Below are 25,599 nucleotides of genomic sequence, written 5' to 3'. Positions count from 1 at the left end.
ATGGATCAGGAGACGTGGGGAAGGTCGCCGGGCACGCCGAGGGCGGTCAGCTCGGCGCGGCCTTCGGCGGCCCGGTCGGGCAGGAGCATCAGGGTGCAGGCGCGTTCGAAGCGGGCGCCGATGCGTTCCCAGCCTTCGACGGAGGCGGCGAGCGCGTCGGGATCGCCGTGCAGACGCCAGGTGGCGCGGGCGAGGCAGGCGGCGGCCCAGTCGTTCCGCTCGCCCGTCGACGCCGCTTGGCGGAGCCGGTCGGCGGCGTCGGCGAGTCCGGCGACCACGGCCAGTTCGGCGCCGAGGGCGTGACAATATGTCGCGAAATAGCCGCCCCTGTGGTCGCCGAACGCGCGGGTCAGCAGGGAGGCGGCGCCGGTCACGGCCCCGGTGTGCAGCGCCATGCGGATGTCGGCGAACACCGGCGAAGGGAGCTTCGAGGCGAAGTCGGGGGTGACACCGGCGATCTCGTGGACGCGCCCGCGCCACATCCGGAAGTCGGACAGGTCACCGCGGAGCCCATGGGCGAGTGCGGCGCCGGCCACCGAGGCGACGAGCCGGCCATCGGCGGGCCGGCCGGCCCGTTGCCAGCCGTCCCACATCATGGTCGCGTACCGCAGCGCCTCCTCGAAGTCTCCGACCAGCATGAGAGGGGGAATGTGGATCCAGGCGGCGCCGTAGGACCTGCTGTCCAGCAGGTCGTCCGACAGGCTCATGCGGCCCACGGAGAGCGCCGCCTGCAGGTCTCCGGTCCGGAGTGGGCTTCGCGCCGCGGTGAAGAGCGCGTCCAGGATCTCCGGTCCTGTGTACGGGTCGTTCCGGTTCATCGTCGTGACCAGGCGCAGCCGCTCCGCGTTACAGAGCCGGTAGATCTCCGGAGCTCCCACACACCACTCCGCCCAGGCGAGCGCGTCGAGCGCGGCGCTGATCAGAACGGGGTCGCCGGTGCTGCGAGCGGCGTCCACCGCGGTCCGCGCCGAGGGGAGGTCGGCGGCGTACGAGGTGCTGCTGGTCGTCCATGACCGCGCCGACGCCAGGCGAGCCGCCACCACGGGGTCGCTCCGGTCACCGCAGGCCGCCGCCTCCTCCAGGAGCTCACGCAGCCGCTCGGCCGGGATCGCGATGGGGAACAGCGCCGGACTGCGTCTGGCGAACTCCACCACCCGTGCCAGGACGATCGCCTGGGCGTTGCCGTCACCGGCGGCGCGAGCGTGCTCGGCCGAGGCGAGCAGCAGGTCGACCACCTCGGTGCCGGACGCGCCGCCGGTGCGGGCGCAGTCGGCGGCGCTCCGTAGATCCGCCGCCGCCTGTGCGGGGGTGGGCGCGCGCCCGGCGGCGTGCTGGTAGTGGCACCTGGACTCGGCCAGGAAGCGCCGCGCGTAGGCGAGGTGGCCCAGCGAGCGGGTCAGCCGATGCGACCCGGCGTCGGGACCGGGCGGGGCGTTGACCAGCGCGCCGCGAAGATCGTCCACGACGGCGTCGAACTCCTCCCGCCACTGGCCGTCCAGCCGTTCCTCCAGCGCCGTCGCGGTGGCGGCCGCCCAGTCCAGATGCCGTCGCCGGACCTCCTCATACTCCCCGCCGGCCCGCAGCCGATCCTGGGCGAAGGCCCGCACCGTAGCCGCCAGCCGCCATCTGCCGCTGGCCCTCTGGTGGGCGACCAGGCTCTTGTCGGCCAGCCGGCCGAGCAGATCGGCGACCGCCTCCGGAGCCTGCGAGGTCACCGACACGACAGCGGCCACGTCGAAGCCGCCGACGAAGATCGCCAGTCGTCGGAACAGCGTCTGCTCCGCCTCGTCCAGCAGGTCATGGCTCCAGGCCAGGACCGCGCGTAAGGAGCGATGCCGCACGTCAGGGCCCCGGTTGCCGGCCAGCAGGCGTAAATAGTCGCCCATCGCGGTCAGCAGCCCGGCCGTGCCGAGGCTGACGCTGCGTGCCGCGGCCAGTTCGATGGCCAGCGGCAGCCCGTCCAGCCGGGCGCACACGTCCGATACGGTCGCCGGCTCCGCCGACCAGCCGGGATCGGCCGAGGTGGCCCGATCGCGGAACAACGCCTCGGCCGCACCGCCCAGCGACAGCGGCCCGACCGGGATCGTCCGCTCACCCGGCGCGCGGAGCCGCTCCCTGGTGGTGGTCAGAATCCGCGCCTGGGGACAGGCCGACAGCAGCCGCTCGGCGAACGCCGCCACCGCGTCGAGGAGATGCTCGCAGTTGTCCAGCACCAGCAGCGAGCGGCCCGGATGGAGCCGCTCCACGATGGCCTCCTCCAACGGCCGCTGGGAGCTTTCGGCCACCCCCAGCGCCGCGGCCACCGTCTGCGCCACGAACCCGTCCCGCACCGGGACGAGATCGACGAACGCCCCGCCGGACGGGTACGACGACGCCACCACCGCCGCCAGCCGGCTCTTGCCCACCCCGCCCGGACCCAGCAACGTCACCAGCCGCTCCTGCCGCAACGCGGTGGAGACCAGCTCGACCTCGACGCCCCTGCCGACGAACGTGGTGCGGGTGTCCGGAACCCCTGCCACCTCCGCAGGTGGCGGCACGCCCGGGCCGGCCGCGCCGGCCATCGCCGCCAGCTCCCGCCGGTCGGTCAGCCCGTACTTGCGCAGCAGGGATGACACATGGCCTTCCACCGTGCGTACCGAGAGGTGCAGGCGGCCCGCGATCTGTGCGTTCGAGCCGTGCTCGCGCAGGGCCGCCAGCACCTGCGCCTCCCGCTCGGACACCTCGGCCTGCCGTGCTGGGGTCACTTCGACATCATGCCCTACCCGTACAGACCACGTAGATCATACGTGGCGCAAACGTGATCACCACGGGTGTCCGGCAGTGTCGCGCCGGAGGATGCTTCAGGCTCACGGAACGACAGGAATCGAAGGAGATCACCGATGTCCGAAAGCACCGACTTCCAGATGCCGACCCCCGCTCCCGAGCTTGAGCGGCTGAACTTCCTGGTCGGCGACTGGATCCTGACCGGGTCCACGGTCGAGAGCCCGATGGGCCCGGCGACCCCGATCGGCGGCTGGGAGAGCTACGAGTGGATGGAGGGCGGCTTCTTCCTCATCCACCGCTGGGAGAGCAGCTTCGAGGTCGCCGGCATGAAGGTGGTGGACGCCGGTCACGAGTTCTTCGACTACGACGCCGCCACCGGCCGCTACCGCACGCACTTCTTCAACAGTCTCGGCCCCTACGACCACGAGGCCAGCAAGTACCACGGCGGCTTCGAGGGCGACGCCCTGGTGGTGACCGGGCCCGCCCGCATCACCCGTAAGCCGAACGCGGACGGCACGATCACCTTCGACTCCGACGTGCCCGTCGGCCCCGGCGAGTTCGCCCCCTTCATGGTCTGCACCCTGACCCCCGGCAAGTAGCCGTCGACCCTGAGGAACGGTGATCTGATGCGTGCGCCGGTCTACCTGCGGCCGGGTGTGCTGGAAGTGCTCGACGTGCCCGAGCCGGCGGCCGGCGACGATGGGGTGGTGCTGTCACGCGGGCAGCCGCCGGCGCTGCCCCGGCTGGCGGATGCTCGGCGTCCACCATGACGGCGGGTTCGCCGAACGCGTCGCCGTGTCCGCCGGCAGGCCGCGGTCCGGCCGGGACGGCGTGAGCCGGGGGCGTAGGACGCCCCGACGAAGACCGTCGCCCTCTTGGTGGTCTGGCACGAATCCCTCGCGCGCGCCGTCGCGTACCGTCGCGATGACATCCGATGCACCGAGAGGGACGACGGCATTGATCGCCATCAGGGAGCTCCACGAGATCGGGGAGTTCGAGCAGGTCATGGCGCTGTTCGAGGACATCTGGCAGTTCGATCCGGGCGGGCAGCCGATCACCGTGGAGCTGATGCTGGCTCTGGCGCACGCGGGCAACTACGTGTCGGGCGCCTTCGTCGGCGACCGCCTGGTGGGGGCGTCCGTGGCGTTCTTCGCGGCGGGTTCGGCACTGCACTCGCACATCACGGGCGTGTCAGGGGTCCCCGGTGCGGGGCTGGCGTTGAAGCTGCACCAGCGGCGCTGGGCGCTCGATCGCGGGCTGGAGCGGATCACCTGGACGTTCGATCCGCTGGTGCGCCGCAACGCGCACTTCAACCTGGCCAAGCTCGGCGCCAGGCCGGAGGAGTACCTGCCCGCCTTCTACGGGGTCATGGACGACGCGATCAACCAGGGTGACGAGTCCGACCGGGTGCTCGCCGTCTGGCCGCTCACCGCGCCGCACGTCGAGTCTCTGGTACGGCGCGGCGCCGTGCCGGTCGCCCTGCCCGAGGGGGCGGTGGTGGCGCTGGCCGATGAGAAGGGTCGCCCGGTGTACCGGCCGCACGAGGGCGCCGCGACCGTGCTGGTGGCCGTGCCGGTGGACGTCGAGGGGTTGCGCCGCGCGGACCCGGGAACGGCGAAGGCGTGGCGGCATGCCGTACGGGACGTCTTGGGCGGCATGCTGGCAGCTGGACGAAAAATCACCGGATTTCACGACAAGTCGTTCTATGTAGTGGAGAGTGCGTGAAGATCACAGGAGTTGAGCTGCGCCGGATCGCGATGCCGCTCGTCGCGCCGTTCCGCACCTCGTTCGGCACCGAGACGGTCCGCGACGTGCTGCTGGTCCGGGTCGTGACGGCGGACGCCGAGGGCTGGGGCGAGTGCGTGGCGATGTCGGAGCCGCTCTACTCCTCCGAGTACGTGGACGGCGCGGCGGAGGTGATCCGCCGCTTCCTGCTCCCCGCGCTGCCGGCCACCGTGGACGCCGAGTCCGCGGGCCGCGCGATGGAGCACGTCAAGGGCCACCGGATGGCCAAGGCGGCGGTGGAGACGGCCGTGCTCGACGCCCAGCTCAAGACGGCCGGCGAGTCGTTCGGCCGGTTCCTGGGCGCGACCAGGGACCGGGTGCCGTGCGGCGTCTCGGTCGGCATCATGGACTCCGTCCCGCAGCTCCTCGACGCGGTCGCGGGCTACCTGGACGAGGGCTATGTCCGGATCAAGCTGAAGATCCAGCCCGGCTGGGACGTGGCCCCGGTCAGGGCGGTGCGCGAGCGGTTCGGCGACGACGTCCTGCTGCAGGTGGACGCCAACGCCGCGTACACGCTCGTCGACGCCCGCCAACTGGCCAGGCTGGACGACTTCGACCTGCTGCTCATCGAGCAGCCGCTGGCCAACGACGACTTCGTCCAGCATGCCAAGCTCGCCAAACTGCTGCGCACCCCGATCTGCCTGGACGAGTCCATCGAGTCGGCCGAGCACGCGGCGGCCGCGATCGCGCTCGGTTCGTGCTCGATCGTCAACATCAAACCGGGCCGGATCGGCGGCTACCTGGAGGCCAGGCGCATCCACGACCTGTGCCGGGCCAACGGGATCGCGGTGTGGTGCGGCGGCATGCTGGAGACGGGCCTCGGCCGGGCGGCGAACGTGGCGCTGGCGGCCCTGCCCGGCTTCACCCTGCCGGGCGACACGTCCGGCTCGCGTCGCTACTACGCCACGGACATCACCGAGCCGTTCGAGCTGTCGGACGGCCACCTGGCGGTGCCCACGGGACCGGGCATCGGCGTGGACCCGATCCCGGACATCCTGGACGAGGTCACCACGTCCAAGGAGTGGATCGCCCTCTGAAAGGACATGCCCCCTGCGGCTTCCGGCCGCAGGGGGCATGGTCGTCGACCGCCACGCGGGATGCGCCGTCCGTCAGCGGTGCAGCCGGGGCACCGCCTCCAGCAGCATGCGGGTGTAGGGATCGGCCGGCGCGGAGACCACGTCCAGGGTGGGCCCGTGTTCTACGATGCGGCCGCGATGCATGACCGCGACCTCGTCGCACACGTAGCGCACCACGGCCAGGTTGTGCGAGATGAACAGGATCGGCAGCCCGAGCCGATCCCGCAGCGACCGCACCAGGTTGAGCACCGCCCCCTGCACCGACACGTCCAGCGCGCTGGTGATCTCGTCGGCGACCAGCAGGTCGGGCTCGGCCCCGAGGGCGCGCGCGATGGCGACCCGCTGCCGCTGCCCGCCGGACAGCTCGCGCGGATAGCGGCCCGCCACCTCGCCCGGCAGCGACACCAGGTCGAGCAGCCGCGCCACCTCGGTGACGCGGGCCCGCGCCGGCAGCCGCAGCAGCCCCTCCGCCACCGACTCGCCGACCTTCATCCGCGGGTCGAGTGAGGCGTACGGGTCCTGGAAGACCATCTGCACCCTGGACACCCCGGTGATGGTCCCGGAGTACGGCACCAGGCCGCTCACCGCCTTGGCCAGCGACGACTTGCCGCTGCCCGACTCGCCCACCAGCCCGACGATCCGGCCGGGCGGGACCTCCAGCGTGACGGAGTCGACCGCGGTGAACGCGCCGAAGCGCACGGACAGGTCCTCGATCTTCACTTGGCCTCCCAGCAGGCGACCTGGTGCGCGTCGCCGTACACGGACAGAAGGGGACGGTCGGCCGAGCAGCGGGCGGTCGCCAGCGGGCAGCGGGGGGCGAAAGCGCAGCCGTCGCCGACCTCCGCCGGGCCGGGCTGGCGGCCGGGGATGCTGGCGAGCGGGCGGGTCCGGTCGGTGTCCATGTCCGGCAGCGAGGTGATGAGCGCCCGCGTGTACGGGTGGGCGGCGCCGGTGGCGAGCCGGTTCACGGGCAGTTCCTCGACCACCCGGCCCGCGTACATGACCACGACCCGGTCGCACAGCTCGCCGACGACGGCGATGTCGTGGGAGATGAACAGGCCCGCCGCGCCGGTCTCCTCGGTCACCTCGCGCAGCAGCCGCAGGATCTGCCGCTGCACCGTGACGTCGAGCGCGGTCGTCGGCTCATCCGCGATGATCAACCTGGGGGTGCCCATGAGGCCCATCGCGATCACCGCGCGCTGGCGCATGCCGCCGGACAGCTCATGCGGATGCTTCTTGGCCTGCTCTGCCGGCTCGGGCAGGTGCACGTGGCCGAGCCGGTCGACGGCGCGCTTGCGCGCCTCTTCACGGCCGGCGCCCTGGTGGACGACGGCCACCTCGGCGAGCTGGCCGCCGACCTTGAGCGCCGGGTTGAGTGAGGCCATCGGGTCCTGGAACACCATGGCGAGCGAGGTGCCGAGCTCCTTGCGGCTGAGCTCGGTGACGTCCTTGCCGCACAGCCGCAGGCGGCCGTAGGCGACGGTTCCCGGGTAGGGGACGAGCCCGCCGATGGCGGCCGCGGTCAGCGACTTGCCGCTGCCGGACTCGCCGACCACCCCGACGATCTCGCCGGGCCGTACGCTCAGCGAGAGTTGCCGGACCGGGGTGACGCCGCCGGGGAAGGTGACGGTCAGGTCCTTCACCTCCAGTACGGCGTCCTCGTCGGGCTCCCCCGGGTCCGCCGCCACGGGGGTGGTAGACGTTTTTCCGGGTACGGTCGTGCGGGCTGCCCTCCTGGCCAGGGTGTCGCCGAGGAGGTTGAACCCGATGCCCGCGAGCGCGACGGCGACGGCGGGCCCGATCGCCACCTCGGGGGTGACGTAGATCCGGCCGAACCCGTCGAACAGCAGCCGCCCCCAGTCGTACGACGGCGGCTGCACGCCGAGCCCGAGGAACGACATGCCGGCCAGGCCGAGCAGCGCGCCGCCGAGCGCCTGGGTGAGATGGAGGATGAGCGGCTCGGCGATGTTGGGCAGCACGTGCCGCAGGAGGATGCGGCGGCGGGGCACGCCCAGCATGCGGGCGGCGGAGACGTAGTCGGCGCCGGCCACGGAGGCGGCGAGCGTCTGGGTGAGCCGGGCGAAGCCGGGCGCGATGGCCACGCCGATGCCGAGCACCGCGCCACGGGCACCGAGCCCGGCGACGACCGCCGTGAACATGGCCAGCAGCAGCCCGGGGAAGGCCACCAGCGCGTTGACCGTGCCGGTGACGAACCGGCCGAGCCTGGTGGGCAGCACCGACGGCAGCGCGCCGAGCACGATGCCCGCCACGGCGCCGATGGCAGCGGCCGCCAGCGCCAGCAGCAGCGAGAACCGGCCCGCGACCAGCACCCGGGCGAGCAGGTCGCGGCCCAGGTTGTCGGTGCCGAGCGGGTGCGCGGCCGAGGAGCCCTGCAGGATGGAGCCCGCGTCGATGAGGGCCGCCTGCTCGCCCCAGATGGGTGGCCCGATCACGGCCAGCACCACCATCAGGCCGACCAGAACGGTGCCCGCGATCGCCGAGGGAGTGCGGAACATCACGACTCCTTGATGGCGGAGGTCGGGTCGCTCATGCCGAGGACGACGTCGACCAGCAGGTTCACGAGCAGCACGATCGCTCCGTAGACGAGGATGACGCCCTGGGCCACCGGGTAGTCCTTCTGCGTGATCGCCTCGACGATCTTCATGCCCAGGCCGGGCCAGGCGAAGACGTACTCCACCAGCACGCTGCCGGCGATCAGGGAGCTCAGCAGCAGGCCGCCCAGGGTGAGGGTGGCGGTGAGCGTGTTGGGCAGGACGTGCCGCAGATGCAGCCGGCCGGCGGGCAGCCGTTTGGCCCTGGCCAGCCGCACGTAGTCGGTGCCGAGAACGCGCAGCGTCTCCACCCGCGCGATGCGGGCGATCATCCCGATCGGCCCGACGGCCAGCGCCAGCACGGGCAGCACGTACGACTCCGGCCCGTCCTTCCCGGCCGGCGGGAAGAGCTTGAGGCTGATGGCGAACACGGTGACCAGCGCGATGGCGTACAGGAACTCGGGCACGGCCACGACGGCGCTGGTGGCCGTGCCGAAGCCGGCCTCGGTGCCGCGGTTGCGGCCGTTCTCGGTCCGTACGGCGGCCCACATGCCGAGCGGGATCGCGGCCAGCAGCGCGATGACGGTGGCGAGCAGGGCGAGCGCCAGCGTGTTGGGCAGCCTGACGGCGATCACCTCGACGACCGGCTCCCCGGTGAGGAACGAGGTGCCCATGTCGCCGGTGAGCAGCCCGGAGACGTAGGTGGTGAGCTGGGTGAGGATCGGCTGGTCCAGGCCGAGCGCCGCCTGGCGGGCCTCGACCAGCTCGATCGGCGCGGCCGGGCCGAGCGAGGCCCGCACGGGGTCGCCGGGGATCAGGTGGATCATCGCGAACGAGGCGAGCACCAGCACCACGAGCGAGACCGCGAACCGCACGAGCCGCCGGAGGACCGGACGGCTCGTGGGGCCCGTGAGGATGGTCGCGGCCACTCAGCTTCCCTGGGTGAGCCGGATGGTGGAGGCGGCGAACAGGCCGCCCACCATCTCGAAGGTGGCGTTCTTGGAGGCCAGCAGCAGGGTGTTCTCCACGACGGGGACCAGGTCGGCGTTCTCGAACAGCGCCGACTCCGACTCCAGCCACAGCTTGCAGCCCGCGTCACCGGGCGTCTTCTGCGCCTCGGTCACCAGCTTCTCGTAGCGGTCGTTCTTCAGGTGCGCGAAGTTGGCGCCCTTGGGGGCGGCCGGTCCGGACAGGAAGCCGACGAGCTGGGTGGGCAGCGTGACCGTGATCGGCAGCCAGAACACGTCCCAGTCCTGGGTGACGTTGAGCGACTCGGCGAGCTTGGTGTCGAGCAGGCCGACGAGCTTCACCTCGACGCCGATCTTCTTCCAGGCGGCCGCCATGTACTCGGTCGCGGCCTGCACGCCCGGCCCTCTGGTGGTCGCGTAGAGCAGGCGCAGGCTCAGCTTCTTGCCGTCCTTGGCCCTGATCCCGTCGGCGCCGACCTTCCAGCCGGCGGCGTCGAGTGCGGCGGTGGCCGCCGCGGCGTCGAACGCGGGGACGTGGCCGGTCACCGTGTCGCCCTTGCAGGGGCGGGGGTCGAGGACCAGACCGGTCGCGGGTCGTCCGGTGCCGCTGGAGGCGATGCCGGACAGCTCCTGGAGATTGAGGGCCTGGGTGAGCGCCTTGCGGACGGCGGGGTCCTTGGCGGGCCGGTCGTCGCCCTGGTGGAAGAAGAACTGGCCGTTGCCGACGGGCGGCAGGACCTTGTTGATGCCGGGCGTGGCTTCCAGGCGAGTGCGGTCGGGGCCGTAGAACTGGGCGGCGTTGATGCTGCCGGCGACGAGCAGGTTGGCCGCCGTCTGCTCGTTCGGCACGACCTTGAGCACGACCTTCTCGGGCAGGTCCTTGCCGGTGGCGCCGTCACGGCCCCAGGCGTAGTCCCTGCGGGCCTTGAAGGTGTACTGGTTGCCCGGCGCCGCTTCGGTCAGCACGAACGGGCCGGAGCCCGAGGTACCGCGGGTCAGTTTGGAGCGGTCCTTGAGTCCCTCGCCGCAGACGATGAAGATCGACTGGGTGCTCTGCAGGATGAACGAGAACGGCTCGGGCGTGGAGAGGGTGACGGTCCCGGCGGCGTCGTCGGCCTCGGCCTTCATGCCGGTGGGCACGAGCACGCCGTAGATGGGCGACTTGGTGTCCGGGTCGGCGATGTGGTTGACGGTGTCGGCCACGTTGGAGGCGGTGAGCGGGGAACCGTCGGAGCAGGTGACGTCCTTGCGCATGGTGAACATGACCGAGTCCGGCTTCACCTCCCACTTCTCGGCGATCCCGGGGACCGGCGATCCGTCGGCGGCGGTGTGGACCAGGCTGTCGTAGGCGAGGGAGAGCACCGTGTTGGTGATCGACAGCACTCCCGTGGCGGGGTCGAGCGCGCCGGGGTCCGCGGCGATCGCGTAGGTGAAGGTGCCACTGGTGGAGACCGGCCCGGCCGCGGGGGCGTCCGCGGGGGCGTCCGCACCGCCGCAGGCCGTGGCGAACAGGGCCAGGGAGAGGGCCGCTGCTGCTTTTTTCATGGGAACTCCGGGAACTGGGAGGTGATGCCCCACCTTGTCCGCTGGCTGCGCCGCGTTCTTCGTGCCCAGTGACGAAATGTCCGACCGATCTGGTGCTAGGGCCCGAAGATCCGCATCTGCAGCGTCACGGTGAGTCTCGCGTCGGGGTCGGCCAGGTCGAGCCCGCTGATCTCGACGAGCCGCTTGAGCCGGTAGCGGAAGGTGTTGGCGTGGACGTGGACGCGGGCGGAGGCGAGGTTGACGTCGCCGAACGCGTCGAGGTAGGCCCGCAGCGTGGCGACCAGCTCGCTGCCGTGCTCCTGGTCGTGGGCGAGCAGCCGCTGGTAGGGGCCGGTGGGCGTCTGCTCCTCGGCGCCGGCGACGTCGGCGACCTGCAGCAGCAGCGACTCGAAGTGGACGGTGGTGTAGCCGGCCGCCTCGCCCGAGGTGCCCCGGGCGCGCAGCACGCGCAGCGCCCGGTCGGCGTCGGCACGCGACCTGGCCACCTGCCCGAGGCTGGCGGCCAGCCGTCCGACCCCGATGTTGGCCGGGTGGCGGGGGCCGACCCTGGCCAGGAAGTCCTGGGCGATGCGCACGGCCCGCGCCTCCTCGTCCGCGCCGCCGTCGCCATCGCCGGAGGTGATCGGCAGCACCGCGTAGGCGACGGAGCCGACGAGCGCGGCGGCCGCCTTGGGGTGGATGGTGGCCACGTGCAGGGCGAGCGCGTCGCAGAAACGCTGCCGGTCGCTCTCGCCGCGCGCCGGGTCGGCCTCGGGCGTGTCGGTCAGCTGGGCGGCCAGCACGCACAGCCGCTGGGTGGCGACGCCGAGCCGGCCCGCCGCCTCGGCCGCGCCCGAGCCGCCCGCGAGCACGGTGGACAGCAGGTCGGCGCGCAACCGCCGCTGGGTGTCCGCCCCGGCCCGCTCGCGCAGCAACCGCAGCGCGACGACCTTCGCGGCGTCGGCGAGCGCGCGGTGCCGCTGCTCGGTCAGCGGCTCGTGGACGGCGGCCCAGATGGAGCCGAGGATCTCGTCGCCCGACCGCACGACGATGGCGGTCCTGTTGGTGAGGTCGCCGGGCAGCTCCATGTAGACCGGCTCGCGGCTCTGGTAGAGCTCCTTGAGCAGGCCGCGCTCGTCCAGCATGCGCTGGTAGCGCTCGGGCACCTGGCGGCCCAGCACGGTCTCGATCCGGCCGGCGTCGGCCTCGTCCTGACGCCCGGAGTAGGCCAGCACCCGCGAGGACCTGTCCTCGATGGTGACCGGCGCGTCGAGCAGCGCGCAGAGGGCGTTGGCCAGCGAGAACAGGTCGCCGTGCGGCTCCTCCCCCGGCTCGGCCAGCTCGCCCTCGGCCAGCAGCGAGCGCAGCAGGGCGGCGACCTGCGCCCAGGAGGCGGCCCTGGTCAGGCCGAGCACCGCCACCCCGGTCTCCGCGACCGCCGCGCGGACGAACTCGTCGACGTCGACGGGCACCTTCACCACGATGCCGGCGGCCTGGCCGGCGGACCGCAGCAGGGCGCCGATGTCCTCGGCGCGGTGGATGCCGACGGCCAGCACGATCCCGCCCGGCGGCACCAGCAGCTCGTCGAGCGGGTCGTAGATGTGCACCCCGGTGACCTCGGCGTCCAGGTCGCCGGGTGAGGCGGCCACGTCGAGGACCGTGCTGCCCAGGTCGTGCAGGATCCTTCCCAGGCTGGCGCGTGGACGGCTGCTCATCCACTCACCATAGGCGTCGTACAGCGTCATCCGGCCCGCAGCCGGTCCACCGCCAGGCGGGCGGCCCGCCCGATCGCCGCGTCGGCCGCCGGATTGCGTCCGCCGAGGTCATGGGTGCGCAGGAACACCGCGACGGCGTACCGCCCGCCGTCCGGATACTCCACCACGCCGGCCTCGTTGCGGATCCCCCACAGCGTGCCGGTCTTGCCGGAGACCCGCACCTCCGAGGGGAATCCGGAGGAGAGCCGGTGCGGCCAGACCTGCTCGCCCATGATCTTGCGCACCTCGGCGCACGCCTCGGCGGGCCCAGCCTCGTCCCGCCAGATGCGGGCGAGCAGCGTGGTGGTCTCGCGGGGCGTGCTGGAGGTGGTGCGCCCGGGGTCGCGCACGGCCAGCGGCTCGATCAGCTCGCGCGCCATCCCGTCCACCTCCACGGTGCCCAGCTCGGCCTCCACCTGCGCGAACAGCTCGGCGCAGCCGCCGATCAGCCTGGTGCGCCGCAGCCCGAGCTCGGTGAGGGTGGCGTGCACCCGGTCCAGGCCGACCCGGCGCAGCAGCACGTCGGTGGCGGCGTTGTCGCTCATCGTCAGCGTGAAGTGGGCGAGGTCCCGGAGCGTGAGCGAGACGTCGTCGGCGCAGCCCGAGGTGCCGATGCCGCCGTCCTTGTCCGCCGCCGTCACCGTCAGCCGCTCGGTGCGCTCCAGCTCCCCGGCCGCGGCCTGCCTGGCGTACTCCAGCACCACCGGGATCTTGAACACCGAGGCGAGCACCACCGGCTCGTCGGGGTCGAGCCCGACCTCGGCGTCGCCGTCGACGTCGCGGGCGTGCACGAAGCCGCGCGCGCCCGCGTCGTCGAAGATCTGCCGCACGTCATCCCCTCTTGGGAGTGGCGCGCGCGCCCAGATGCACGTACGGGGCGCCGTCCTCAAGCTGGTAGAACACGGCGGACAGCCAGTCGGGGTCGCCCTTCCTGCGCCCGACGAAGGTGACCTCGTCGACGGGCACGAAGTCGATCTCCTCCGGCCCCTGCAGGGCCGCGAGCGGGCCGGTCGGCTCCATGAGCAGCCGCAGCCCGCCTTCCTCACCTGCGCGCTCGGTGAACGTCATGCGCGATCCGGCCCGCTCGTAGACACCCGCGTAGCGGGCCACGTCGACCTGGACCGGCGTCTGCGGCGGGCCGAGCGTGGGCGGTACGGTCAGGCCGTCGAGCTCGGCGAACAGCTCGGTGGCGACCGCCTTGGTGAAGGCACCGCTGTGGCCGCCGTTGGCCGTCACGCAGACGATCGTGCCCGTGTCGGGCACCAGCCACAGCATCGCGTGCTGGCCGATGGTGTTGCCGCCGTGCGAGACGACCCGCCGGCCGTCCCACTCGTCGAGGATCCAGCCGACGCCCCACTGCTTACCGAGCGTGTGCGGGTTGGGGACGTCGGCCTGCGGCTCCCACATGGCCTGAGGGTCGTCCAGCAGGCCGCCTTCGAGGTGGGCACGGGCGAAGGCGACCACGTCGGCGGGGCGGGCGCAGATGAGCCCGGCGGGCCCGGCCGAGCGCATGAGGCCCCAGACCGGGGCGGTCTTACCGCCTTCGACGTGGCCCATGGCCGCGCGGAAGCGCAGCACGTCCTCCGGCAGGGTGGCGGTGTGGGTGAGGCCGAGCGGCTCGATGATCCGCTCGCGCAGCACCTCGTCCCAGGTCTTGCCGGTCAGCTTCTCCAGGATGCGCCCGGCGACGGTGAAGCCGGAGTTGCAGTAGGACTGGGTGACGCCCAGGGGATGGTTCTGCGCCAGGTCGGCGCAGGCCGCGACGTACTTCTCCACGCAGTCGTCGCCGCGGCCGGTCTCCAGGAACAGGTCGCCGTCGATGCCGCTGGTGTGCGACAGCAGGTGCCTGATGGTGACGGTCTTGGTGACCTCGGGGTCGGCGACCTTGAACTCGGGCAGCACCTCGGCCACCGTCGTGTCCAGGGTCAGCTCGCCCCGCTCGACCGACTGCATCAGCATGGTGGCGGTCCACACCTTGGTGACCGACCCGATCTGGAAGAGCGAGTCGGTGGTGGTCTCCACGCCGGTGTCGGTGTTGAGCACGCCGGCGGCGAACTCGTGGACCTGACCGTCGTGCAGGTAGGCGAGGGCCGCTCCCGGCACCTCGTACTCGGCGATCAGCTCGGCGAGCCGGTGACCCATTGTTCCAGCCACGCGATGATCCTCTCGTTGTAGTCCAGTCGGTGTGAGGGGCGTCCGTTGAGCAGGAACAGATGGGACGCACCCGGGTAGCGGACGAGCCGCACGGGCACGCCCTGCTCGCGCAGCGCGGCGAACCACTGCTCGGCCTGGCCCACCGGGCAGCGGTCGTCGTTCTCGCCGTGCAGGATGAGGGTGGGGGTGGTCACGTCCGCCACCTGGGTGAACGGGGACTGCGCGGCGACATCACCCCCGCATTCGTGCTTCGTCAGCAGATGGCCCATGTCCGAGGTGCCGCTCATGCTGGTCAGGTCGGTCACGGCCCCGCCCGGGACCGCGGCCTTGAACCTGCCGGTCCTGGTGGTGAGCCAGCAGGTCATGTAGCCGCCGTAGCTGTAGCCGGTGACGGCCAGCCGGTCGGGGTCGGCGACCCCTTCGGCGACCAGGTCGTCCAGCGGCGCCAGGAAGTCGTCGGTGTCGGCCAGTCCCCAGGCGCCCACGGCCGCCGTGTAGAAGGCCTCGCCGTACCCGTCGCTGGCCCTCGGGTTGACGGTCAGGACGGTCCAGCCGCGGGCGGCGAGCACCTGGTGGTAGAGGTGGGCGCCGTCGAAGACGGGCGCCCACGCGTTGTGCGGGCCGCCGTGCACGTCCAGCAGCAGCGGGGACGGCCCTTCCAGCGTCTCGTCGCGCAGCACGAACCCTTCGACGGGGGTGCCGTCGGGCGCGGTGAACGTACGGCGGCGCGGCACGTACAGCTCGACCCCGTCGAGGCCGTACGCGGCGATCGGCCCCTCCACGTCTGTCAGGTGGACGTCTCCGGCGGTGTGCGGGGTCGTGGCGACATAGGCGATCTGTCCGGCGGCGGCGCTCATGCCGGAGATCGAGACGTCCCCGCCTATCAGCTTGGCCGCCTCACCCGGACGCGTCACGGGCATCGAGTAGAGGTGCGTGCAGCCCGCGTCCCTCGCGGTGAACAGCAGGTCGTCGCCGCGGAGCTGCGGCGGGGCGCCCGGGTAGCCGGGGCCGCCGGTCATGACGTTGCGGTCGAGCCCGGTCTCCAGCTCCACCAGCCCGTCCGGTTCGAGGGTGAACAGCCTGGTGTGCCCGACCAGGCTGAGCAGCCCGGCGACCACCAGTCGCTCGCCCAGCCACCACGCGCCGGTGCAGACCACCCCGTCGGCGGACAGGCGCTTGGGCTCGCCTCCGGTCAGCTCGACGGTGTAGACGGAGCTGGACAGGTTAACGTCGCCGTCGGGCTCCATCCCGGCCGTGAAGGCGAGCTGCCGGCCGTCGGGCGACCATGAGGGCGGGCCGACGTGGAAGTCCCCCTCGGTGAGCCGCACCGCCCCACCCTCACCCGCGCCGCCCGCTCCTTCAACCCCTGCCCGGCCTTCGGAGCCGGCTTCTTTCCCGGGCGCGCTCTCGCGTGGGGTCGCCGGGATCACGAACAGATGGGTGCGGACGCCGCGCAGCAGTCCGGCGCCGTCCGCCTTGTAGTCCAGGCGGTCCGTCACCACGGGCGCGTGCGGCTCGACCTCGCCGTGCGCGCCGGCGTACGCGATGAGAGTGCCGTCAGGCGACCACACCGGCGCGCCCGCGCCGAGCGGCGCGGCGGTGAGCGCGGCGGGCTCGCCGCCGTCCATGGGCAGCAGGTGGATCTGCGGGACGCCGTCCACGGGCTTCAGGTACGCCAGCGCCCGCCCGTCCGGCGACCAGCGCGGGCAGAATCCCTCCGCGAGCCGCCGCGGCTCCGTGCCGGGGCCCGCGAGCCAGATCTCCGTACGGTTCTCGTCCGGATCCTTCCGGGAACCGGTCACCGTGTAGGCGACGGCACCCCCGTCGGGCCGCAGCTGGGGGTCGGACGGCACGGTGATCCGGAAGAGGTCGTCCAGCGAGAGGCGGGGCATAGGCGAACGCTAGGCGAGCGCCGCCCCGCCTGCTTCGGTCTGCAGGACGAACGCGCCCGTCCGAGTTGTCCGCCCGGCCAAACGGAATAATCCGTTGCCGGCGATTGCTCAGATCGTCACTATGGTCTTCATGATCCGGCACGCTCTGCTGACGACGCCCGCCATCGCGGGCGCGTTCGGGCATGCCTGCGACGGCCTGGAGCGCTGACCTCTTCCCGTAAGTCCTGAGAGTGACCCGGCGGGGGGAGGTAGCGGCCCTGTCACGGGTCACCACGCATCCAGGAGTCGTAAGGAAGGGATCATGGCCAAGCAGGCCTATGTGCGCAGCAAGCCGCACCTCAACATCGGCACGATGGGCCACGTCGACCACGGCAAGACCACGCTGACCGCGGCGATCACGAAGGTGCTCGCCGAGCGCGGGCAGGCGACGTACACGCCGTTCGAGCGGATCGACCGCACCCCGGAGGAGGCCTCCAGGGGCATCACGATCAACATCTCGCACGTCGAGTACGAGACCGCCGGCCGGCACTACGCGCACGTGGACATGCCGGGCCACGCCGACTACGTGAAGAACATGATCACGGGGGCGGCGCAGCTCGACGGGGCCATCCTCGTCGTGTCCGCGCGGGACGGCATCATGCCGCAGACCAGGGAGCACGTGCTGCTCGCCAGGCGGGTCGGCGTCGAGCACCTGGTCGTCGCCGTCAACAAGGCCGACGGCGCGGACCCGGAGCTCATCGACCTGGTCGAGCTGGAGCTGCAGGACCTGCTCGACGAGCACGGCTACTCCGGCACCCCGATGGTCCGCGTCTCCGGGCTGCGCGCCCTGGAGGGCGACCCGGTCTGGACGGCGTCGATCGAGGCGCTGCTCCAGGCGGTGGACGACCACATCCCGGTGCCGGTGCGGTACGTCGACGCGCCGTTCCTGATGCCGGTGGAGAACGTGCTCACGATCACCGGTCGTGGCACGGTCGTCACCGGGGCCATCGAGCGCGGCGCGGTCAAGGTCGGCGACACGGTGGAGGCCGTCGGCTTCGGCACCGGCGTCACCGCGGTCGTGACCGGCGTGGAGACGTTCGGCCGCACGATGGAGCGCGGCGAGGCCGGCGACAACGCCGCCGTCCTGCTGCGCGGCGTGCAGCGCCGGGAGGTGCGACGCGGGATGGTGCTGGCCGCTCCGGGCAGTCAGCGCGGTCACCGGTCGTTCACCGCCCGGGTCTACCTGCTCACGGCGGACGAAGGCGGGCGGCGCAAGCCGGTCGCGTCCGGCTACCGGCCGCAGTTCTACCTGCGCACGACGGACGTGCCGGGCGAGCTGCTGCTGACCGAGCCCGCCAAGCCGGGCGACACCATCGAGGTGCCGATCCAGCTGGGCAAGGCGGTGGCCCTGGAGCCGGGGCTCGGCTTCGCCATCCGCGAGGGCGGGCTGACAGTGGGCGCCGGCACGGTGCTCACTGTCACGGACTGACGCGACGCCCGCTGCCCTCAGGGGCTCGGCCTGACTCCTGCCTCAGCTCGGATGCGAGCTGAGGCAGGACACGGCCGTCCCCCTTGAGGCGAGGGTCGTTTCCTGTCGAGGACCGCGCCGCAGCACGCCTGCAGAACCGGCGATCGCTCACTTCGCAACTTCACCTGTCGTCAGGACGGGCGGCCACAATAACCAGCGAGCGTGACTCACTTCGCTTCGCGGCATTCGCCAGGGCCAGCCCGGCATACGCGTTCTCGGCATCATCGAAAATAAATGCGTCGTAACTTGTGACTATCACTATCACGTCTTTCCAGCGGCCGGATGTCATCTCAAATTCGCCATCGGGATGCCCGATGATCTGCCACTCGAGCTCTTTCAGGCGATCGGCCACATCGGCCACTGCGGCGACGACATCGGACTCGCCACCATCGACCATGAAGATCTTCCCGAAGATGTCGACGTCACTCCAGGTGTCCGTCCAATCGACTTCTTCCAGGATCTTCCCGGCGCCGCGAAGCTCTCGGGTGACTCCCGCGTCGAGCCGTAACTCGCTCGGGAACATCCATGTCCCGCAGCCCGAGACGAAGACTCCGCACAACGCGATCAACACCGTGATGGAGAAGCGTGCCCTCCGGAGAGGGTTGCCCGCAGACCGTGCCACCCGGTCAACTCTGTCGCTCAATCCATCACGAGGCAACCCATAGCGCCAGGACGGCGGAATGAGTGGCCCGCACCCCGGGACGACCGGCAGGAGCACCTCACTGAGAAGATGTCGGAGATCCGTTCTCGTCGTCGACCAGCAGGAAGTCGGGGCGGTTCTCGCGCCACTCGGGCACGTCCATCGAGTTGAGCACGGAGATCAGCTTCTTCTCCTCGTAGATGAAGTGCGTCCGCATGACCGCCGACAGCGCCACCACCTCCTCGCGCACCTTGGCGGCCGTGGCCGGGTCCGGTTTCTCGGGGAGGGACTCGAGCAGTTTCTGTAGGTTCCCCAGCAGCCAGTCCAGCTGGTTATGGTCGGCGCGCAGGTCGGAAAGGACCTTGCGCAGCTCCGGGAAATCCTCGGCGATCGCCGGGAACGCGCCCTTGTCCTCGCCGGTGTGGTGGCGCGTCAACGCCGTGCAGAAGGAAAGGCAGTGGGCACGCAGGTCCCGGGGCGGCAGCCCTTTTCCGTAGAAGTAGTCGTCGACGCTGTCCTGGAGGTCTTCCAGCATCTCGCGGAGCCAGATATGCACTTCGAGCAGTTGTGTGCCCATGGCGGTGAGGCGACTGCCCGCCTCGGATCGTGCATCCATACTCTTCCTTCGGATGGGTAACGGTCGTCCAAGCGCATCATGCGAACCAAGTGATCGCCTGCCCGTGCGATCGGGTCCAGGCGAGCGGGATCCCGTCCAGGGCGAGCACGTTGTACAGCGCCTCGCCCGGCGGCATCGGAAGCGTGTCGTAGGCCAGCACGTCCAGCCCCTCGTTCGCGATCCAATGTCCGGATAGTCCGCGTAGCACCTCGGCGAACGCTACCCGTCGCGATAGTGGCACGTGGTGAAGCACCGAGCTGTGGAACACCACCAGCGTCGCGTCGGGTGGGGCCTGCGCGGCCAGTGCCGGCAGGTCGTCCACCAGGTCTCCCCGTACGAGCAGCGGCGGGTCGGCTGCGACGACGGCCGCCGCCGCCCGCAGCCGGGCGCGGCGATGGGTGTGTTCCGGCCAGATGAGGGCGTCGAGCCAGGCGAGATCCGCGGGGTCGGTCACATCGAGGGGGTTCAGGTCCAGGCCGGCCCGCCACACCACCTGGGGCAGGCCGGTCGGCGGCAGCATATGGGTGGCCGTGCAGGCCAGGACGGGATCACCGGAGCCGACCTGATGATCGCCGTAGCGGTAGGCGTACCGGTCGGGGTAGAGGCACAGCCCGGCGGACGCGCCGACCTCCAGCAGCGCGAGCGGCTGCGGCAGCGCGGCGAGCAGCGGCAGCAGGACGGCGCACCGTCCGGCCTCGTTCGTCTGGGTGATCCGGGTGCGCACCTCCGCCTCGATCACCGGCCAGTTGGCCACCGTGTAATCGTGGAACGCGGCCGGGTCCTCGACCGGCCCGCCGAGCAACCGGACCACTCCGAACAGCAGGTTCGGCTGCCGCTTGGCCGGCGGAAGCGCGGCGAGTAAGGCCAGGAGTTCGTGATCCCGCGTCACCGCGGAGGCCAGGCGCTCGTACGCGGGCGATATGCCGCGCGCCTCGCGCGCGGCGAACTCGGCGTAGATCGCAGCGATCGTCATATGCCGATGATCGCAGCGAACTCCCCCGCACTCACCTCCACTGGCTGACGCGGTCCTGGATCATCTTGTCAGGACCTCTCAGGTGGAGGTGCGCATCCACTCAGGTCAAAGACCCTCTCAAAGATCTATGAGTGGGGAGAGTTCGATGTCGGGATTCAGCCGCCGGCGCTGGTTCGCGGCCTGTGTGTCGGGGTGATCAGCAGGTAGGGAGCGCCGGTACAGGTCCAGCGTCTGGGCGTACAGGTCGTCGGAGGCTTGGCAGTCAATTGCCCGGCCGAGATCGAGGGAGAGGTTGAGCGCGCAGGCCAGCGTTAGTGGATGATCCTCCCCCAGGGTCGTGCGGAGAGCGTGAAGGGTCGCCCGGCCGAGGTCAACCGCTCGTTCGTTATCTCCCAGGCTGGAGTGGTCGCTCGCGAGGTTCACCGCGCAGATCAAAGTGTATGGGTGACGAGGGCCGAGTGTCTCTTGCAGTCCCTGAAGCGCGGACAGGCCGCGCTTGCGCGCTGCAGTGGCGTTTCCACGCAGGCGGTGGATGATGGCCAGGTTGCTCGCGCAGCAATGGGTGAAGGGGTGGTTGCCCCCCAAGCTGGCCTGGTATCCGTCGAGGGCTCCTTCGACGTGCTCGGCCGCTTGGTCCAGGTCTCCGCTCCTACGCAGGGCGTTGGCAAGGCTTATCGATCCGGCCAGTTCATGGGGATGCCCGGATGTGACGACGTCGCGCAAGTCGGCGGTCAGCTTGGCGAGCGTCTTGAGGGGGTCACCGGGTTGCAGCACGTGACGGATGCCGGCCATGCGCACGCCGATAACGAGGTCTTTGTGGATGAGGAGCTTGTCAAGATTGCTGGTGGGAGCGAACGACTCGGCCAGCGCGTGGGCGTCGGCGGCAAGTCCGACAGCCGCAGCGTAGCCGCCAGCGAATCGCAGGGTGCGCGCGGCGCCGTTCAGGGCCAGGAGCGACAGGCGACTGTACCGTGATGCGGGTGCGGTGAAGGCCTTGCGACGGATGCCCATGTACAGATCATGCGCGCGTCTGTAGTCGCCGGTGAGTTCGTGGTCGAGGGCCAGGCGGTACTGCGCGTGGAGGGTTGTGTCGTGTGTCACGCCCCGTAGTTCCCGGAGGTGTGCGGCTGCGTCCTGGTCCAGTTCGAGCGCAGCCGAGAAAAGCCCGGTGAGCCTCAGGTCAATGGCGAAGTCTTGGGCGGCGGCCAGCCTGTAATGGATCTCCTGGTCCTCGGCTGCCTCGAAGGCAGCGCGGCTGACCTTGCGGGCCCCGGTGTAGTCGCGACCGGCTCGAAGGGCGATCGCCTGGAGGCTGCGCGCCTGCCTCAGATGTGAATGGGTGGGGTCGAGATCGTGCTCCCACGTGTCGATGGTGGTGGAGATGATGCTCAGGCATGAGGCGTGATCGCCGGTGTTGGCGAGGTATCGGGCGATCTTCGTCATGAGATCCCGCGTTCTCGGGTCCGCGCACTGCTCGGGGCCGGTCGGAGCGATGTGGGGGACCAGTTCGGCGTAGCACGGCCAACTGGCGGGATCCTCGGGATCATCCGGGGCGGCGTTGGCGAGCATGAGGTGCACGCCGTGCCGTATGCGCTTCAGTTCTTCGGACGGCAGTTCGGTCCGGATCAGCGCGCCGACGAGCCGGGGGAGCTGAACCGTACGCAGCCTGTGATTAATGGCGATGAGACCATATCGCGATAGCCGGTCAAGAACCGAGAGCAGGCGAACGGGATTTTTACTGACCCTGCTCAGTGCTGGTGCAGATGATTCGTCCGGCATGCTCAGGGCGTCGTAGGGGATAGGGTCGGGACCGAAAAGAGCGCAGTGGTTCAACACCACCACCGCCTCCGGGTCCTCCTGTAGCAGTCGGTCCACTGACGCCTTATGGCTAGCAAACAGCGACGCCGGATATTCCAGCGGCCTACCCCGCTCGAGGGCACCAGCGATTTCGCCATGGAGTTGCTTCAGATAGCTTTCTGGAGATGATCCGGTCTCCGCCATGAGCGCTGCGGCATTCTCCAGCGAAATCGGAAGGTCGCTCAGTTCGTTGGCGATCTCATCAGCGATTCCGTCGGTGATCCCGGGCAGCCGTCTGTGTAAGAACTTCAGGCTTTCGTCTCTGACGAAGACATCCAGCGGCTGGACCGGAAGCAGTTCCCATCGTGGATTCCGGGATGTGATGAGCACATGTCCTGGACCTTGGGGAAGGTAAGGGTGGAGCTGATCGGGATCATCGGCGTAGTCGAAGATCAATAACCATCGGGAGTAGGGTTCCCCCCGGTGGAGTGCGGCGAGTACGGCGGAGATGCCCGCTGGCGTTCCCACGTCGAAGGCAGGGGGCAATCGGAGATGCGGGGCCAGGGCGGCCAGGGCGGCGTGCAGCGGTGGGAGCTGGTCGGCGGGGATCCACCAGATCACGTCATAGTCGGCGCGGTGGCGATAAGCGTATTCGATCGCCAGCTGGGTCTTGCCGGCTCCTCCCAACCCGTACACCACCTGGGTCGGCGAGGTTGCGAAGGCCTGCCTCAACCCCTCCAGTTCGTCACTGCGGCCGGTGAAGTAGATGTTGCGAGGCGGAACGCCTTCCCAGCCCCTGGGGCCGCTGTCGGCGTCCTTTTCGGAGCTACGGATCCCAGTCTCCTGTGACCACGCGTCGAGGGCCGGGAACCGTGCCGTGAACGCCTCTCCTCCCTGGACGGCGAGCGAATCGAGGAGTCGCCGTGCCTCGGTGTCGCGTGCTCCGGCCATGGCGGCCAGGACCGGGACCCGGATCTCCAGCTCGTGACTGGAGTGGCGGGAGATGTGGCGCAGGACCTCGGCCTGCTCGTCGAGGTCGAGTTGCAGGATCACGCGTGTTCCGTCCAGCCGGGCCTGCGGGGTCAGCGCAGGGTGGACGAGGACACTTTCGAGCGGGCCGAGTGCCTCGGTGTAGCCGCCCTCGGCCAGGGCGAGCAGCGCGCGCAGACGGTGGCCGGGGTCGGCGTCTGAGTCTTGTGCGATCTGCCGGTACCACTGTGCGGCCATCGCGCTCGCGCTGGTGCCTCCGACGTTGGCGGGGGCCAGTGCGGCCAGTTGGGTCCGGTCTTGCTCGGTCGTCCATCCTCGGGCGGCGAGCCGTTCGAGCAGCCAGCGTCGCACGTCGTCCCCGGACGTGCTGCCGGGCACGGATGCGCTGTCGAGTACGGCTCGCAGCAGGCGTGCGCCTTCGGCGCTGACACTGCACAGGGCGTCGGCGGTGAACGCTCGTACCCATATCGGATGGCGCGGATCTTCGGCGAGTCCGGCCAGCCGATCGTTGACGTACCGGTCCGAGGTCAAATTGATGAGCACGGTAAGGGCCTCGGGAGCGCTTCGATCATCCCGGGCCAGCTGCTCGAACATGGTGTTGATCACTTCGCGACGCAGGGCCGTGCCCACGGTAATCCCGTCTGCGACGATTTCACCTGCGATACAGGCGTCGGTGCCGCCGCGCTCCAGCAGTATCCGCACCAGAGGGTCGACTGAATAGGCGCTGCGGGCGAGGGTGAACAGCGCGAGGTTGCGGCTGTCGGGGCTGCGTGCGTCGGCCAGCCAGGTGCTCTGGTCGAAGTCGCGTGACCGGGGTCCTGCGGCGAAATATTCGGCGAAGCTCGGATGCACGAACTGCAGCCCGCCTGTTCTGGGCACGACCAGGCTGGTGGCGGTCAGGACGCCGCGCAGCGAGGTCTCCCAGCCCGCAAGCTCCTCGAACAATCCCGGCGGCGCGTGGCCCTTCACCCACAGCACAGCTGCGGTCGTGACCCGGCCTCCCGATCCGGACAGGAAGATGTCCGCGGTGCCCTCGAGCAGGTTCCGTAGGTTGTCTCTGAGCCAGATCCAGGCTTGCGTACCTTGTTCGCCGTGTCGGGTGAACTCCGCGACAAGCCGGTCCCGCTCCTCGCCACTCACCTGCCGGGAGTTCAGCAGATGCTGGATGAACCGCTCGTACAGTCCCGCGCGGCTGGTCGGGAGCGCGCCGTCCTGGTCGGCCTCCAGGATCAGCGCAGTGATGGTGGCGATGAGCGGGACCCGGGCGATCGCCGACAGCCGGGAGGACGACACGCTGGCCAAGAATCTCTCAATGGTGATCGGCTCGGCTTCCATCTGCGGCGAGTAGATCCGGCTTCGGTGGTCGACCCAGCGCTCGGCGAACGCCTGAAGATCGTGGTGGTCAAATCTGCGCAGCGTGAAGCGGGTGAGGTGCTCACCCTCGAGATTGCCGAGGTCGCCCAGCATCAACGGCCGTGTCGTGATCATGAAGCGGTGATGAGGCAGGTTGTTCGAGACGCTGTCACCGAGCCGGGACAGCACCCGGGATCGCCGCTTCGTGCTGAGCACCTGGTCGATCCCATCCACCACCACCAGCCACGCGTCGGCGTGATCGGGACGCCGGTCAAACAGCTGGGCGGTCATCGAGCAACCGGTCACCTGCCGGCAATGCGCAGCCATCGCCTCCGGGACGGTCATGTCCGCCAGCAACTCCGCCGGGACCAGGATCGGAACGACGCTCCCATACGGCGCCCCGCTCAAGTGGTCCGAACGGCGGGCGTCGAGCCACCATCGGCACTGCTCCCGCAACACCAGGGCCACGGCTGTGGACTTGCCGATCCCCGGCTCGGCGACGACAAGGGTGTTGCGAAAGCCGTAGATCATCTGCCGGATCGTGTACAGCTGGGCAACGCTCGACACAGCGCCGGCCACAGGCTGCACGCTCTCGGCCTTCTGTTCGACATAGATCTCCGGAAGCGGCGGAGCGTCCCCGACGAAATACTCGTACTGATGCCGACGGGCGTCCTGCCACTGCTCGGTCAGCAAGGACCGAATGGCCGTAGGAAGAGGAATGTTCTCCCGCCGGAAGGCCACATAGGAGACGAACGCGGCCACACATGCCAGGCCGCTCACCGCCAGCGCGGCTGATGATGCCGGCCACTGCCACGGCCGCGGCAGCAGGCCGAGCCCGCGCAGCGTAACCATCAGCAGGGCGACCGCCCCCAACACCGCGGCCACTCGCAACCATCGCCGGCCCGGTTGGGTGATCCCTGCTTCGCCCCCAGCGAACAGTGCTTCGCGCCCGCCGAATACGGCGACCGCCAATCCGATGACTCCCGAGGCTGCACCCACGATCGAGGCGAACTTATCTCCGTAATCCAGCCAGATCGGAGCACCCACATAAACAGGATAGGTCACACCGTCGCTTCGGGGTCGTCGTCATGGAAACCCATTCGAAGGCATCCCGATCCGGCCGAGCTCGTGGTAGCTCAGCCGCCTCGATCCACCGAGCTATCTCTGACTCAAAAGCCTTGAACGAGGAACAGGTTTCCCTTTGATTTGGGATGGTGGGAATTCCGACGCTTCCAAGACCCATGCGATCTTCGAT

General features: G+C 70.4%; 18 protein-coding genes. 5 read left to right on the top strand and 13 right to left on the bottom strand.

Annotation, left to right across the window (positions count from 1 at the left end):
• Positions 1-5 precede the first annotated feature (5 nt).
• Positions 6-2,744, bottom strand: a complete 2,739-nt coding sequence (locus ACTMTF_RS04945; protein ID WP_441109426.1) for an ATP-binding protein — start codon at positions 2,742-2,744, stop codon at positions 6-8.
• 135 nt (positions 2,745-2,879) lie between these two features.
• Here ACTMTF_RS04945 and ACTMTF_RS04940 point away from each other — a divergent pair, with 135 nt between their 5' ends.
• The 4 genes from ACTMTF_RS04940 to menC all read left to right on the top strand — a co-directional run bounded on the left by ACTMTF_RS04940 (position 2,880) and on the right by menC (position 5,585).
• The gene (locus ACTMTF_RS04940; RefSeq protein WP_441109425.1) at positions 2,880-3,362 is read left to right on the top strand and encodes a DUF1579 family protein; all 483 of its coding nucleotides are present in this window, start codon (positions 2,880-2,882) and stop codon (positions 3,360-3,362) included.
• Positions 3,363-3,389: 27 nt separating this feature from the next.
• Positions 3,390-3,533, top strand: a complete 144-nt coding sequence (locus tag ACTMTF_RS04935; RefSeq protein WP_441109424.1) for a hypothetical protein — start codon at positions 3,390-3,392, stop codon at positions 3,531-3,533.
• 187 nt (positions 3,534-3,720) lie between these two features.
• Positions 3,721-4,488 carry a GNAT family N-acetyltransferase gene (locus ACTMTF_RS04930; protein WP_396999710.1) on the top strand — a complete coding sequence of 256 codons (768 nt, stop codon included), beginning with the start codon at positions 3,721-3,723 and terminating at the stop codon, positions 4,486-4,488.
• A complete protein-coding gene (gene menC, locus ACTMTF_RS04925; RefSeq protein ID WP_441109423.1) occupies positions 4,485-5,585 on the top strand; it encodes an o-succinylbenzoate synthase in 1,101 nt (366 codons plus the stop codon). The genes ACTMTF_RS04930 and menC overlap by 4 nt, the downstream gene beginning before the upstream one ends.
• A gap of 72 nt (positions 5,586-5,657) precedes the next feature.
• Here menC and ACTMTF_RS04920 read toward each other — a convergent pair whose 3' ends face one another.
• From ACTMTF_RS04920 to ACTMTF_RS04885, 8 genes are all read right to left on the bottom strand, one after another.
• The gene (locus ACTMTF_RS04920; protein ID WP_441109422.1) at positions 5,658-6,344 is read right to left on the bottom strand and encodes an ABC transporter ATP-binding protein; all 687 of its coding nucleotides are present in this window, start codon (positions 6,342-6,344) and stop codon (positions 5,658-5,660) included.
• Positions 6,341-8,140, bottom strand: a complete 1,800-nt coding sequence (locus tag ACTMTF_RS04915; protein WP_441109421.1) for a dipeptide/oligopeptide/nickel ABC transporter permease/ATP-binding protein — start codon at positions 8,138-8,140, stop codon at positions 6,341-6,343. The genes ACTMTF_RS04920 and ACTMTF_RS04915 overlap by 4 nt, the downstream gene beginning before the upstream one ends.
• Positions 8,140-9,105 (bottom strand): ABC transporter permease, encoded by a 966-nt coding sequence (locus tag ACTMTF_RS04910; protein WP_396999718.1) that lies wholly within the window; start codon positions 9,103-9,105, stop codon positions 8,140-8,142. Before ACTMTF_RS04910 ends, ACTMTF_RS04915 begins: the two co-directional genes overlap by 1 nt.
• Positions 9,106-10,689 carry an ABC transporter substrate-binding protein gene (locus tag ACTMTF_RS04905; RefSeq protein WP_441109420.1) on the bottom strand — a complete coding sequence of 528 codons (1,584 nt, stop codon included), beginning with the start codon at positions 10,687-10,689 and terminating at the stop codon, positions 9,106-9,108.
• A gap of 95 nt (positions 10,690-10,784) precedes the next feature.
• Positions 10,785-12,383, bottom strand: a complete 1,599-nt coding sequence (locus tag ACTMTF_RS04900; protein WP_441109419.1) for a PucR family transcriptional regulator — start codon at positions 12,381-12,383, stop codon at positions 10,785-10,787.
• A 26-nt stretch (positions 12,384-12,409) separates the two neighbouring features.
• Positions 12,410-13,252: a serine hydrolase gene (locus tag ACTMTF_RS04895; protein ID WP_441109418.1), complete on the bottom strand. Its 843-nt coding sequence runs from the start codon at positions 13,250-13,252 to the stop codon at positions 12,410-12,412.
• A 1-nt stretch (position 13,253) separates the two neighbouring features.
• Complete coding sequence (locus ACTMTF_RS04890) at positions 13,254-14,576, bottom strand: serine hydrolase domain-containing protein (RefSeq protein WP_441109417.1); 1,323 nt, start codon at positions 14,574-14,576, stop codon at positions 13,254-13,256.
• Positions 14,540-16,468, bottom strand: a complete 1,929-nt coding sequence (locus ACTMTF_RS04885) for a S9 family peptidase (RefSeq protein WP_441109416.1) — start codon at positions 16,466-16,468, stop codon at positions 14,540-14,542. The genes ACTMTF_RS04890 and ACTMTF_RS04885 overlap by 37 nt, the downstream gene beginning before the upstream one ends.
• A 301-nt stretch (positions 16,469-16,769) precedes the next feature.
• Here ACTMTF_RS04885 and tuf point away from each other — a divergent pair, with 301 nt between their 5' ends.
• The gene (gene tuf / locus ACTMTF_RS04880) at positions 16,770-17,936 is read left to right on the top strand and encodes an elongation factor Tu (protein WP_441109415.1); all 1,167 of its coding nucleotides are present in this window, start codon (positions 16,770-16,772) and stop codon (positions 17,934-17,936) included.
• Positions 17,937-18,096: 160 nt separating this feature from the next.
• Here tuf and ACTMTF_RS04875 read toward each other — a convergent pair whose 3' ends face one another.
• From ACTMTF_RS04875 to fxsT, 4 genes are all read right to left on the bottom strand, one after another.
• On the bottom strand, positions 18,097-18,546 hold the full coding sequence (locus tag ACTMTF_RS04875) for a hypothetical protein (protein ID WP_441109414.1): 450 nt from the start codon (positions 18,544-18,546) through the stop codon (positions 18,097-18,099).
• Between the two features lie 148 nt (positions 18,547-18,694).
• The gene (locus tag ACTMTF_RS04870) at positions 18,695-19,231 is read right to left on the bottom strand and encodes a hemerythrin domain-containing protein (RefSeq protein WP_441109413.1); all 537 of its coding nucleotides are present in this window, start codon (positions 19,229-19,231) and stop codon (positions 18,695-18,697) included.
• Positions 19,232-19,268: 37 nt separating this feature from the next.
• Entirely contained in the window at positions 19,269-20,204 is a 936-nt protein-coding gene (locus ACTMTF_RS04865) for a DUF2332 family protein (RefSeq protein ID WP_441109412.1), read from the bottom strand.
• Positions 20,205-20,321: 117 nt separating this feature from the next.
• Entirely contained in the window at positions 20,322-25,391 is a 5,070-nt protein-coding gene (fxsT, locus tag ACTMTF_RS04860) for an FxSxx-COOH system tetratricopeptide repeat protein (protein ID WP_441109411.1), read from the bottom strand.
• Positions 25,392-25,599 lie beyond the last annotated feature (208 nt).

It is taken from the genome of Nonomuraea sp. ZG12, from assembly GCF_052068115.1.
GTDB lineage: Bacteria > Actinomycetota > Actinomycetes > Streptosporangiales > Streptosporangiaceae > Nonomuraea.
Note: the sequence above shows the minus strand (reverse complement) of the source record. Positions and strands in the feature narration are given on the sequence as shown.

Coding starts and splice junctions, on each gene's coding strand:
- ACTMTF_RS04935 (WP_441109424.1), top strand. CDS start 3,390: ATGCGTGCGCCGGTCTACCTGCGGCCGGGTGTGCTGGAAGTGCTCGAC.
- ACTMTF_RS04870 (WP_441109413.1), bottom strand. CDS start 19,231: ATGGATGCACGATCCGAGGCGGGCAGTCGCCTCACCGCCATGGGCACA.
- tuf (WP_441109415.1), top strand. CDS start 16,770: ATGGCCAAGCAGGCCTATGTGCGCAGCAAGCCGCACCTCAACATCGGC.
- ACTMTF_RS04865 (WP_441109412.1), bottom strand. CDS start 20,204: ATGACGATCGCTGCGATCTACGCCGAGTTCGCCGCGCGCGAGGCGCGC.
- ACTMTF_RS04905 (WP_441109420.1), bottom strand. CDS start 10,689: ATGAAAAAAGCAGCAGCGGCCCTCTCCCTGGCCCTGTTCGCCACGGCC.
- ACTMTF_RS04885 (WP_441109416.1), bottom strand. CDS start 16,468: ATGCCCCGCCTCTCGCTGGACGACCTCTTCCGGATCACCGTGCCGTCC.
- ACTMTF_RS04915 (WP_441109421.1), bottom strand. CDS start 8,140: ATGTTCCGCACTCCCTCGGCGATCGCGGGCACCGTTCTGGTCGGCCTG.
- ACTMTF_RS04900 (WP_441109419.1), bottom strand. CDS start 12,383: ATGAGCAGCCGTCCACGCGCCAGCCTGGGAAGGATCCTGCACGACCTG.
- ACTMTF_RS04940 (WP_441109425.1), top strand. CDS start 2,880: ATGTCCGAAAGCACCGACTTCCAGATGCCGACCCCCGCTCCCGAGCTT.